General features: G+C 50.4%; 10 protein-coding genes. 8 read left to right on the top strand and 2 right to left on the bottom strand.

What is annotated here, in order from left to right; all coding sequences use genetic code 11:
* Positions 1-194 precede the first annotated feature (194 nt).
* From AC4G46_RS27600 to AC4G46_RS27580, 5 genes are all read left to right on the top strand, one after another.
* Positions 195-347, top strand: a complete 153-nt coding sequence (locus AC4G46_RS27600) for a hypothetical protein (protein ID WP_491125516.1) — start codon at positions 195-197, stop codon at positions 345-347.
* 466 nt (positions 348-813) lie between these two features.
* Positions 814-1,899, top strand: a complete 1,086-nt coding sequence (locus tag AC4G46_RS27595; protein WP_491125515.1) for a YwmB family TATA-box binding protein — start codon at positions 814-816, stop codon at positions 1,897-1,899.
* 331 nt (positions 1,900-2,230) lie between these two features.
* Entirely contained in the window at positions 2,231-3,781 is a 1,551-nt protein-coding gene (gene zwf, locus AC4G46_RS27590; RefSeq protein ID WP_491125514.1) for a glucose-6-phosphate dehydrogenase, read from the top strand.
* Between the two features lie 203 nt (positions 3,782-3,984).
* Entirely contained in the window at positions 3,985-5,220 is a 1,236-nt protein-coding gene (locus tag AC4G46_RS27585; RefSeq protein ID WP_491125513.1) for an MFS transporter, read from the top strand.
* Positions 5,221-5,383: 163 nt separating this feature from the next.
* On the top strand, positions 5,384-6,970 hold the full coding sequence (locus AC4G46_RS27580) for a peptide chain release factor 3 (RefSeq protein ID WP_491125512.1): 1,587 nt from the start codon (positions 5,384-5,386) through the stop codon (positions 6,968-6,970).
* A gap of 116 nt (positions 6,971-7,086) precedes the next feature.
* Here AC4G46_RS27580 and sspI read toward each other — a convergent pair whose 3' ends face one another.
* The gene (gene sspI / locus AC4G46_RS27575) at positions 7,087-7,332 is read right to left on the bottom strand and encodes a small acid-soluble spore protein SspI (RefSeq protein ID WP_491125511.1); all 246 of its coding nucleotides are present in this window, start codon (positions 7,330-7,332) and stop codon (positions 7,087-7,089) included.
* A gap of 175 nt (positions 7,333-7,507) precedes the next feature.
* On the opposite strand from sspI, the gene AC4G46_RS27570 reads away from it, so the two are divergent.
* Together AC4G46_RS27570 and AC4G46_RS27565 are read left to right on the top strand one after the other, a co-directional pair.
* Complete coding sequence (locus tag AC4G46_RS27570) at positions 7,508-8,167, top strand: potassium channel family protein (protein ID WP_068725719.1); 660 nt, start codon at positions 7,508-7,510, stop codon at positions 8,165-8,167.
* A 24-nt stretch (positions 8,168-8,191) separates the two neighbouring features.
* Entirely contained in the window at positions 8,192-8,989 is a 798-nt protein-coding gene (locus tag AC4G46_RS27565) for a TrmH family RNA methyltransferase (RefSeq protein ID WP_491125510.1), read from the top strand.
* A 934-nt stretch (positions 8,990-9,923) separates the two neighbouring features.
* On the opposite strand, the gene AC4G46_RS27560 is transcribed toward AC4G46_RS27565, so the two are convergent.
* Entirely contained in the window at positions 9,924-10,142 is a 219-nt protein-coding gene (locus tag AC4G46_RS27560; RefSeq protein WP_491125509.1) for a hypothetical protein, read from the bottom strand.
* 286 nt (positions 10,143-10,428) lie between these two features.
* Between AC4G46_RS27560 and AC4G46_RS27555 the strand changes: the two genes are divergently transcribed.
* The gene (locus tag AC4G46_RS27555; protein ID WP_491125508.1) at positions 10,429-11,934 is read left to right on the top strand and encodes an alpha/beta hydrolase family protein; all 1,506 of its coding nucleotides are present in this window, start codon (positions 10,429-10,431) and stop codon (positions 11,932-11,934) included.
* Positions 11,935-12,001: the final 67 nt, after the last annotated feature.

Genomic DNA, 12,001 nt, shown 5'->3' with positions numbered 1-12,001 from the left:
TGAAGGGCAGAAATGCCTCTGAATTCGGCTATATTGGCCGAATGTGCGAAATGAAGGGCAAAAATGCCTTTGATTTCGGCTGTGGTGGCTAAATGTGCGAAATGAAGGGCAAAAATGCCTTTGATTTCGGCTGTGGTGGCTAAATGGGCGAAATGAAGGGCAAAAATGCCTTTGATTTCGGCTGTGGTGGCTAAATGGACGAAATGAAGGGCAAAAATGCCTCTGAATTCGGCTATATTGGCCGAATGTGCGAAATCAAAGGCAAAAATGCCTCTGATTTCGGCTCCGATGGCCTTATGGGTGAAATGAAGGGCAAAAATGCCTTTGATTTCGGCTGTGGTGGCTAAATGGGCGAAATGAAGGGCAAAAATGCCTTTGATTTCAGCCTAACCAGGCTGCTTTTCGTAGTATAAAGGGATTTATCCCACTAAATTAGCCTATCTAAGCTGGAAATAGCCGAATTAAGGGGATTATTCCCTCTATTTTCGCTGATAACGGGTGTAAAAAGCCAAATTAAGGGGATTATTCCCTCTAATAAGTTCATCGAAGGTTAGTAGAGCCAACATAAAGGGATTATTCCCTCTATGTTGGCTTTTGTGCATTGAGGCGTATTCCCTCTTGCGACGGATAATAGGCATATTGCAATACTCAAGGTTCAAGTTCAGGTCCGGAGCCTGTTGTGTGCACACTAAATCCTAATACCCTGTAAGTTTTGGACTTTAGCGGAGTTTCTAGCATGCATGTATATCTTCTCCCGAATCAGGTTATCCTTTCTAGTAGATTAATAGATCGGATGAGAGAGGGAGATGCGGAATGCGGCTGGGGAAACATGAACAAGGGATGGGGAAGCTAACGCTGGTCATGATTGGTCTCAGCCTGCTGGTGCTGCTGCTGGCCGGATTCGCAAGCGGAGCCGGCCGTACTGCTGCAGATGAACCTGCAGCAGACACCGCGCTCTCTGCGTCCAGCCCGGAGCAGCTGACCCGCTCCCTGAATCTCCTGGCCACGGCCGGCCGGGAGATAACAGCCGGTGGTTCTCCGCTGCGGCTGGTTGTGAAATGGCAGGGCGAGTACAGCGGTGAAACTGCGGATACCACTGACGCTGGAGATCAAGCAGAAGCCACTGCTGCAGCTCAAGCTATGAAGAATGCGGATACCACTGACGCTGGAGATCAAGCAGAAGCCACTGCTGCAGCTCAAGCCATGACGAATGCGGATACCGCTAACGCCGTGGATCACGCAGCAGGCACAACTGCAGCTCAAGCCATGACGAATGCAGATGCCGCTAACGCGGCAGATCATCCAGTCGGCGTTAATACGGCCCAAGCCATGTCTGCTAGCGGAGCCGCAGATTCTGCCGCATCGGCAGCCCGGCTGGCAGACCAGCTCGGACTCGGCAAGCTGATGACCGCTGAAGAAGACGGCCATGTAACTTATAGAGCCTCTCGTGCGCTGGATTCAACCAGTACGATTTCATTGTTCTGGAGTGAGCTGGGTGAGGGTGTAAGTTATGTAATCGTGACAGTGGAGACGCAGGATCTGCTGCAGGCAGAAGCGGTTCAGACTGCAGCGGCAGACGCAGGAGCACAGATGCTGGCCGCCGGCATTACTCCAGAATGGAATGCTTCACTGCAGGGCACATCATTGGTGCATGAATCTCCCCGCGAGGCGCTTGAGCGAGCGGAGGGGGCAATTGCTGAGCGGTTGGGTGGATTAGAAGCAGCAGAAAGCTATGAAGATGATGCGACATACAGTCGTTCCTACAGCATTCAAGGCGCACAGAGATACGTGAACAGCGGAGATAACAGGATAGCTCTCCAGGCTGCTGTACACCACAACAGCAATGACAAGAGTAACCGCGTGACAATCGGGCTGCCGCTCATTACGATTGAATATTAATGAAGCTTTGCACAGTCCTCGTCATAATCAGCCGTAATTCAGCATATCCTAACAAAAAGCTCCGCAAAACCGGGCTCCGCGTTTGCGGAGCTTTTTGCCGGAAGGTATAATATGTAAGTGTGCCAGCAGCTATTGCCCCGGCCGCAGACTATAAGCTTTGGTATGAAAAAGGATAAGAAAGTTTAATGGAAAATTACGAAATCCCGAGAAAAACTGTCAGGAATGTGATAGCATCCTTACGGCGAATATGATAAAATGACATCACGCCGTGCTACGGCACGTTGAGAATGATTGTCAACTAACTATATTACATACAGAGAGATGAGGAGCCATGGCTGAAAATCAAACCCTTGATGAACTGCATACACCCGGTGCTGTATTCTTTATTTTTGGGGCAACCGGAGATCTGGCCCGGCGGAAGCTGTTCCCTGCGATATACAGCTTGTACCGCGAAGGCAAGCTGACACATGATTTTGCGGTAATTGGCGTGGCTCGGCGTCCCCGTACCCAGGAGGAGTTCCGGGAGGATGTGAAGGAATCCATCCGTGAATTCTGCCGTTATCAGGTAGCCGATGCTGCGGAATGGAATGATTTTGTACAGCATTTCGAATATAAATCACTGGATATTAACAATGTGGACGGCTTCCGTGAGCTGAGTGCGCAGACAGAGCTGCTGGAGCAGAAGTTCCAGATCCCGGGCAACCGGATGTTCTACCTGGCTCTGGCTCCTGAGCTGTTCGGCAGCGTCTCGTTCAACCTCAAGGCGGGCGGAATGCTGCAGGGTGCCGGCTGGAACCGTCTGGTTATCGAGAAACCGTTCGGCTACAATCTGGAGTCCGCAGAGCAGCTGAATGAGCAGATCCGCCAGGTCTTCAAGGAAGAAGAGATCTACCGGATTGACCACTATCTGGGCAAGGAAATGGTGCAGAACATTGAGGTTATCCGTTTTGCCAATGCGTTCTTTGAACCGCTGTGGAACAACAAGCATATTGCCAACATTCAGATTACCCTTGGTGAAACGGTCGGGGTAGAAGAGCGCGGCGGGTACTATGATCATGCCGGAGCACTGCGCGATATGGGGCAGAACCATATTTTGCAGCTGCTGACGATGATTGCGATGGAGCCGCCAAGCCGTCTGCTGGCCGAAGATATCCGTGACGAGAAGGTGAAGGTGCTCCGTTCGCTGCGTCCGTACTCTTCTTCGGAGGAAGTGCGCGAGAATGTAGTGCGCGGGCAGTACACTCAGGGCCTCTACAAAGGTAAGAGCCTGCCGGCTTACCGCCAGGAGGATAAGGTGGATCCTGAGTCCAATACCGAGACGTATTTTGCAGCGCGTATCTTTGTAGACAACTTCCGCTGGGCGGGCGTTCCGTTCTACATCCGTACCGGCAAACGTCTGCCTGTGAAGACAACGGAAGTGGTGGTGGAGTTCAAGGGCATGCCGACCAATGTATACCTGGGTCAAAAGCATAAGCTTGAGCCGAACCTGCTCGTTATCCGCGTCAATCCGATGGAAGGCATCTATGTGAAAATTAACGCCAAGAAGCCGGGCTCGGAGTCGGAAATTCAGCCGCTCGCCATGGACTTCTGCCAGAGCTGCATGGTCGGCATCAACTCGCCGGAGGCTTACGAGCGTCTGCTGCATGATGCGGCACGCGGCGATTCGACCTATTTTACCCGTTGGGATGAAGTATCGTCGGCCTGGTCCTTCGTTGACCGGATCGCCACAGCGTGGAAGGAAGAGAGCAATGATCTGGCATCCTACCCTGCAGGCTCATGGGGTCCGGTAGAAGCAGATCAGCTGCTGGATCAGGACGGCTTCCACTGGTGGCCGGTGAACGGACAGGATGAAGATAATGTGGTATGGCGTGTGAACAGCTAGTACCAGCTTTATAGATTACACAACAGCGTTTCCCCGGTGGCGGGGGAGCGCTGTTTTTGTATTTTAAGTGAAAGTTACAAAAAAAGGATTTCATATATGTTAATTTGCTATATACTTCCTTTTAATGTAGAGAAAAACAACACGGGTAAAGTGCATCAGCCGCCTGAAGGCCTACAACATCCTTGGCAGGAATGGGGCGTTAGATGATGAAGAGGACACGGCAAGCTCATAAGCAGTACAGCTTTTTTCTGGGAACCCTGCTATGCGGCTATAATCTGGCTGATAAACTGTACGGGGCGGTATATATTGTGCTGATGAGCATGAGGGGGATTGATCCGCTGCAGATCAGTATTGTATTCGCAGTGTCTTCGCTGTCCCTTGCGGTATTTGATTATCCCAGCGGTAATCTGTCTGACCTCTACGGGAGGAAAAAGCTGACGGCCATCGGTTTTATAATATGGGGTGCGGGATTGACTGTATTTGCTTTTGCCGGTAATCTGGCGGCGTTCATTGTTTCTGCGGTCGTGATGTCTCTGGGAGTTGCGCTGATTTCCGGCTCGCCGCAGGCCTGGTATCTGGATAAGCTTGAGGATCTGGGCATGCTGGATTATAAAAATATCGCATTGCCGCGCCTCAACGGATATGTGTCTGCTTTTGCGGTTGTGGGGGCACTTATGGCGTCATTTAGCAGTAATATCCACCTCTACCTCCCGGTTGCCATAGCAGGTGCAGCGGCAGTGGGGCTTGGTCTTTACGCGTGGCTGCGGTTCAGCGACAATTACGGCGTCCGGACGCAGGACAATGTTTTTAAAGAGGTCTACGTGACCACAGCAGAATTTGCCGGAAATAAGCTGATGCGCTTTATTCTGTTCAAAAGCATCTTCAGTCATGCCGCATTGCTTGCCTTCCTTCTGAGCTGGCAGGTGTATGGTGTGAATGAGCTTGGGCTGCCCGCGGGCTATTTAGGAGGATTGCTGGTTTTGTTCATGGTTGTGATCAGCCTGTCTTCGTTCTGCAGCTCTTTTCTGGTGAAACGGAAGGTGCGGGCGGTGCGGGTCATTTCCGGCGGTCTGCTGCTGTCGGCTGCGGGGCTGCTGCTTGCAGGGCTATTTGCTCATCCGGCTGTGTTTATCGCGGGACTGGTCTTGTATGAGTTCGGGCTTGGCCTTGAGTCCTCCTTATTCAGTGCATGGGTCCAGGATTTTATTCCCCGGGGCAAAAGAGCAACCTTCACCTCAGGGTTATCCGCCCTCAAATCGCTCGCCGGCTTCGCTATTACCCTGCTGCTTGGTCTGGCTGCTGAACAGCTGGGCTATACTGTTATCTGGATGATGGGTGCGCTGAGCCTGGTCTTGTCCATGATCGTTTTGCTCGTTTTAAACAGAAAGACTGTTGTGGCAGACTCGGTCCGCACAGAAGCAGAAACGGCAGCCACATAAGGGATATGCGGGAAACGGCAAATTTGTACAACTTGTTTCACTTCCGCCGCTTTTTTGTAGATAAAGTCTGCTGAATTTTGATATACTTTAAAGGATGCTTTCTGGAAACGGAAAAAAGCAATTGGCGATCAAGCATGAATTTATATATGAAGGGATATGTGCAATGGATAAGGCACCGGATCACAAACTGCAACAGGAAGTGGACAAACGGAGAACGTTTGCGATCATTTCCCACCCGGATGCGGGTAAAACAACACTGACGGAAAAGCTGCTGCTGTTCGGCGGCGCGATCCGGCTGGCGGGAACGGTTAAAGCCCGCAAAGCAAGCAAACATGCGACAAGTGACTGGATGGAAATAGAGAAGCAGCGCGGAATCTCGGTAACGTCTTCCGTAATGCAGTTTGACTACTTGGGCCACCGGGTGAACATTCTGGATACTCCAGGTCACCAGGACTTCAGTGAGGACACCTACCGTACACTGACAGCTGCGGACAGCGCAGTCATGCTGATTGACGTGGCAAAAGGGGTCGAGGCACAGACGATCAAGCTGTTCCAGGTCTGCGCCAAGCGCGGTATCCCGATCTTTACCTTCATCAACAAGCTGGACCGTGAGGGCCAGAGCCCGTTCGATCTGATGGAGGAGCTGGAGAACGTACTGGGCATCCGCTCCGTACCGATGAACTGGCCGATCGGCAGCGGCCGCGAGCTGTGCGGTGTGTACGACCGGATGAAGAATCAGGTGGAGCTGTTCCAGGGCGACGATCATTCGGTGATCAAAGTCCAGAAGGTGGAAGACTACCACGATCCGATCATCCGCGAGATGGCCGGAGAATATCTGCATGACCAGCTGTGCCAGGATCTGGAGCTGCTGGATGTGGCGGGTGACGCTTTTGATTATGAAAAAGTACTGCGCGGGGAGCTGACTCCGGTCTTCTTCGGCAGTGCGATCAATAATTTCGGGGTGCAGACGTTCCTCGACAATTTCCTGGAACTGGCGCCGAAACCGGAGCCCCGCCGCAGTACTGTTGGTTCGATTGAGCCTACTAATGAGAAATTCACCGGTTATGTCTTCAAAATCCAGGCCAACATGAACCCGGCACACCGTGACCGCATCGCGTTCCTGCGGATTGTATCCGGCAAGTTCGAGCGCGGCATGAGCGTGAAGCATGTCCGGGCAGGCAAAGATATTAAGCTGTCCCAGCCGCAGCAGTTCCTGGCACAGGACCGTGATATTGTCGAAGAGGCATATCCGGGCGATATTATCGGTTTGTTTGACCCGGGTATTTTCCGGATTGGTGATACACTCAGCCAGGCGGGTGAGATGGAGTTCGATGAGCTGCCGACGTTCTCACCGGAGATTTTCTCCAAAGTAAGCATCAAAAATGCACTCAAATCGAAGCAATTCCAAAAAGGGATTGACCAGCTGACGGAAGAAGGGATGATCCAGGTCTTCCGTACGGTCAACTTTGACGATATTCTGCTCGGCGTAGTCGGACAGCTGCAGTTCGAAGTGTTCGAATACCGGATGAAGGGCGAATATGGCGTGGATGTGCAGCTGCAGCGGATGAGCTACCAGTTCGCACGCTGGATTGTCGACGAGAACAAGCCGGACCCAAGCAAATTCCGGATTAACTCTACCCTGGTAACAGACAAAAAGGGCAATTATGTCGTGTTATTCGAAAATGAATACGCGATGCGTACGGCTATGGAGAAGAATCCGACTGCCAAGTTCCTGGAGACGGCTCCTTAAAACACAGCATGAATGGGCTAGATGAGCCTGATTAGGCTGTACGGATAGCAAATTAAATAAAAACCTCCGCTTCTAACTGTGCGCTGCACGGCCGGGATGCGGAGGTTTTTGGCTGTCTAGCTCTGCTCGGTGGTAACCGATCCGGGGGTGATCTCCTCCAGATGCCGGTGCAGAAGTCCGATGACATGATCCTGCTTGGCCTTGCCGATGTCTTTCCAGACCATTTCAAAAACAACACCTAGTCCGGGAAGCGCTGCTTCCGGCCCGTCTACAGAGCCTTCGATCATGGAGCGCAGGTTTTCCTCAGACTGGCCGTGCACTTTATGAAGAATCGCCTGGCGTAAATCGATGGTTACCGGCATGGTGCACCTCCTTTTTCATTGTTTGGGGGAAAAGTGGAACAGGCATCCGGAACAGAATCTGACTTCTCCAAAATGCCCTGTACTAATGTGCCCTGCGGCGGCAGTGAAAATTCAAGTTTGGCCGCCCGTATGCTATACTGTGTGAGACGAAAAATGCTGCAGGAGGTACACGGACATGGCCAAAAAACAATACGCGATTATCGGGATGGGACGCTTCGGCTCAAGTGTAGCCAAGGCGCTCAGCGGCATGGGGTACGATGTGCTTGCTATCGATACCGACGAACAGCGGACCCAGGAGATATCCGGTATTGTAACCCATGCCGTATCCGCAGATTCCACCGATGAGGAAGCGCTGCGCGCGCTGGGTATCCGCAACTTCGACGTTGTGGTTGTAGCGATCGGCGAAGATATTCAGGCCAGCATCCTGACCACGCTGATCCTGAAGGATCTGGGTGTGCCGGCCATTCTGGTCAAAGCCAGAAATGAGCTGCACGGCAAGGTGCTTAGCAAGATAGGCGCAGACAAAATCATCTATCCCGAACGGGACATGGGCTTAAGGGTGGCGCATCATCTGGCCTCGCCGAACATTCTTGACTATATCGAGCTGTCTCCGGATTACAGTATCCTGGATATGAAGGTGCCGAAGCAGATGCTCGGTAAAAACCTGCTGGAGCTGGACATCCGTGCCAAATACGGCTGTAATGTCATGGCGATCCGCCGGGGCGATGACATGAATATCACTCCCCGAGCCGAGGACCGGCTGGCGGACGGCGATGTGCTGGTTATCGTCGGGCATAAGGATAACCTGACCAAGCTGGAGATGGCGTATCATTAACGAAGTATGAAAGGACAAGACCTTATGGAAATATTATCTCCGCAAAATACGCGGGTTAAGGAATGGGCCGGACTGCAGGAGAAGAAGCACCGCGATAAGACCGGCAAATATATTGTAGAGGGCATTCATCTGGTGCAGGAGGCGCTGCTGGCGGAAGCCGATGTGGAGATTCTCGCCTACGATTTGGACAAGGGAATGCCGTCGGAGCTTCGGGATCACCTGCAGGCCGTGCAGGGCATGGAGGTCATTGGCGTCTCAGCCGCTGTTATTGCCAAGTGCAGCAGCACGAACACCCCGCAGCCTGTGTTTGCGGTTGTCCGCAAGGAGCAGCAGGGTGTGGAGACGATCCTGGCGAAGCCGGACAGTCTGGTTGTTGTACTTGACGGCGTCCAGGACCCTGGCAACGTGGGCACGATCATCCGCAGCGCGGACGCCGCCGGCGCGGACGGGGTTATCCTCGGCCAGGGCTGCGCCGACCTGTATAACCCCAAGACCATCCGCTCCACGATGGGCTCGATGTTCCATCTCCCGGTGGTGGAGGGAGATCTGGGCGTTGTTCTGCCGCAGGCACGCGAACGCGGAGCCCTTCTGGTCAGCACCTCGCTGACCGGGGAAGACTCCTGCTACACGCACGACTTCCGCGGCAGCCAGTGGCTGCTGATCGGCAGCGAAGGCAAGGGCATCTCCCCGCAGACGGCGGCGCTCGTCGACAAGAGCATCATCATCCCGATGGCCGGCCGGGCCGAGTCGCTGAATGCAGCGATGGCGGCGACGATTTTGTTGTTTGAGGGGATGCGGCAGCGGGGGATGCACCGCAAATAAACGCTTCCTAATGTGAGTTGTAACCTCTAAAATGGGACTGATTTTAAGTACAAATGAGACCGTTTATAGCATCAAAATGAGACAGGACAAAGGCATGGGATCCCTTATAGGATAAGGGATCCCATGCCTTTGTTATATGGAGAGTACTATGAGTATTACAGTGCACAAAAGTCGCTTTTACTGCAGAAAAATTATATATCCTATATTAGGATTTTCCTCAGACAGCCAGCAGGCTTAATTTTAATGATCAGCTGCCTTCGTTACGCTAACGGGCATTATAGTGGAATAGAACACAGACCAACAACTAGTAATAACCCATGAGTTACTTCTGGTGGATAGATGGTTGGCACGAACAGTAGTGTGTTACCTTCAATATTAATCTCAAAACGTCATATTCTCATTTTGATAGGAGAATTGATTTTTCTAGCACAAAATAAAAAGCTCAATTCGTTGACAGGGTAAATGCACCGGCGAACTCATGAGCAATGGCGTGAAACCACTTTATATTAGTTTTTGTTTACCTTGAGATTAATTAGAAAGAATGAGAAGTTTAAAATAATAAAAACAAGCAACAGATTCATATTTAATTCTTCCATTTTAATTACCCATGGGAGCATAGGTGTGAAAAAATTTAGCAAAAATAGCATGAATGAATTAATATCCTTCTTTCGGTGAATCTATATCTGATCCAATTATAGATAACATAGATCAGGCCAAAGGAATTAACACATAAAATAGTTACATAGAAGACTGTTTGTTCCACCGGTAATTCCTCTCAGCACGTTGTAAGGTCACAATACTAGCTAGTTTATCACCCTGGTTTGTGGTGCAGGTGCATGCTAAACAGGAAATGATAAAGCTATTAGAGATCCAATGAAAGTGGAACTAAATTTAAAGAACCACCTTCATTGTCGCTTCCCTGGTATTAGACCAATTACATAGCGGATAATGTTTGATAAGCATTATTTATAGAGGAGTCACAATCTTTATTTGAATTGTAAATTCCCCACACTGTAGCGGCAAAGGCTGGAGCTGAAGCAATAAGTCCTGGAATCGCTGCTAAAGAAACAATAACTGCAATTCCTGCAGCTTTGGCAGCATACTGGAAGGCTTTTAAAGAACTTAGGGAACTCGAAAAAGAATTTACATACATTTTATAATCTGAAGCATATGGATTAGATTGTGAAAAATACTTACTTACATTATTTCCAGTTGGACCATAGTCATAATGTTGGTAAGTTGCTGCATAAAAAGTACCCCCGGCAGATGATGAATAGTTATCATAATATTCTTTTACTAATTATTGGGTTATTGTTTATCTAGGCATCACGCATTCTTACAAAGAGTGTAAGGCATTTGTAATCGAGATCGATAGCAGCAACCTGGCAGCTCCTCTAAACTAATCTATTAAGAGGATTATTTTTTAAGGGGGAGTTGGCGTGAGGCTTTTTGAAATGCTGCTATTCTTTTCAAGTGTTTGTTTGTTGGCATTCGTGTTCATATTCAATCAACGTATGCGGAGATCAGCTTTGCTCCTGACAAGCGGAGCAGGCTCCATTGTTTTAGTGATACATTTGCTAGTCGAAGGATACAGGGTTCAGCTTTTGTTTTTATACGGATTTACGATTCTGATGCTTATGCTTTCGCTTAGAGATGTTCTCATAACGCCAAAAGTCGTTCGGACTGCCTCGCGAATCCGCAGGGTGCTGGGCCGCCTTGTTATCGTACTTGGCCTAACCGCAACGGGGGGCTTACTCTATGTGTTTCCCGTATTCGACTTGCCGGCGCCAAGCGGCGAGCATACGGTAGGTACGCAAGTCTTTCATTTCATCGATCCAAGCCGGGAGGAGACATTTGGTAAAACCGCCACAGGCAAAAGGGAGTTGATGGTTCAGGTATGGTATCCGGCTCAGACTGACACCGGCAAGTACGCTCCCTTTGTTCCCGACACCGGGGTTTTACGTTATATGGCTTCAGATTATGGCCTTCCCGGCTTTACTTTTCAACACCTGAAGTACGTATCCAGTCATGCTTATCCGGGGGCTGAGGTCTCTCCGGCACAAACTTCATACCCGCTGGTCCTTGCGAATCCCGGCAACGGTTCATCCAGGTTCCTTCACACGTCTCAAGCCGAGTATCTCGCGAGTCACGGATATATCGTGGCAGTGATCGACCATACCTACAATACATTTGCCACCGAGTTTCCGGACGGCCGAATCACAACAAGCAGAACCAACGACTTATTTTCGTCCGGCCATGATTACGGGACAGGAAGAGAAATCCGCGACAAGCTGGGAAAAGTTTTAACCCGCGATGTGGAGTTTGTCCTGGACCAATTCGAGTTTATCCAGTCGGGGAAGATTCCAAGTCTTTTAAAAGGGAGAATTGATCTCGTCCATGTCGGGGTGTTCGGTCATTCTATTGGCGGAGCAACGGCCTATGATGCTGCTTATGATCCGCGAATCGCGGTTGGAATAGACCTTGATGGAGGACTTTATCGGCTGCGTGACAGAGAGGGTCTGCAAAAGCCGTTTTTATTCATCAACTCAGAAAGCTATTTCGGCAAATTAAAAATGGTGTTGGATAACCGGGCCTACACGGATGCAGAGCTTAACCGGATGGGCTCAACAAGAGAGTGGGAGAATCAAGTAACCGAAGATAAAAAGCTGGAGCTTGAACGGATGCGCGAAACGGCCGGCGAAGGGGGACAAGTCCTCTATATCGAAAACACGGAGCATTTGAATTTTACCGACGTACAGTTCATTTCTCCGATTTTCAAAGGGCTGGGTATTACAGGAGAAATTGCGCCCGAAAGAGCGGACGCCGTTATCAATGCCTACATGCTGGACTTCTTCGATAGGTATCTGAAAAACCAAGGCGGACTCTTAATGAAAGGACCGGATAGCCGCTTTCCGGAAGTGAAGTTCGTAACCTCGCTATTATAAACGGCCCTGAATATGGTAAGGGTGGGATAGGCCCCGCTGTATCCTATAGTCTGTTATCTATTCATGG

The organism is Paenibacillus sp. fava2, assembly GCF_058313675.1.
Note: the sequence above shows the minus strand (reverse complement) of the source record. Positions and strands in the feature narration are given on the sequence as shown.

Bases quoted from the DNA above. Each gene is read 5' to 3' on its own strand.
- AC4G46_RS27600 (WP_491125516.1), top strand. From the start codon at position 195: ATGGACGAAATGAAGGGCAAAAATGCCTCTGAATTCGGCTATATTGGC.
- AC4G46_RS27595 (WP_491125515.1), top strand. From the start codon at position 814: ATGCGGCTGGGGAAACATGAACAAGGGATGGGGAAGCTAACGCTGGTC.
- zwf (WP_491125514.1), top strand. From the start codon at position 2,231: ATGGCTGAAAATCAAACCCTTGATGAACTGCATACACCCGGTGCTGTA.
- AC4G46_RS27585 (WP_491125513.1), top strand. From the start codon at position 3,985: ATGATGAAGAGGACACGGCAAGCTCATAAGCAGTACAGCTTTTTTCTG.
- AC4G46_RS27580 (WP_491125512.1), top strand. From the start codon at position 5,384: ATGGATAAGGCACCGGATCACAAACTGCAACAGGAAGTGGACAAACGG.
- sspI (WP_491125511.1), bottom strand. From the start codon at position 7,332: ATGCCGGTAACCATCGATTTACGCCAGGCGATTCTTCATAAAGTGCAC.
- AC4G46_RS27570 (WP_068725719.1), top strand. From the start codon at position 7,508: ATGGCCAAAAAACAATACGCGATTATCGGGATGGGACGCTTCGGCTCA.
- AC4G46_RS27565 (WP_491125510.1), top strand. From the start codon at position 8,192: ATGGAAATATTATCTCCGCAAAATACGCGGGTTAAGGAATGGGCCGGA.
- AC4G46_RS27560 (WP_491125509.1), bottom strand. From the start codon at position 10,142: ATGTATGTAAATTCTTTTTCGAGTTCCCTAAGTTCTTTAAAAGCCTTC.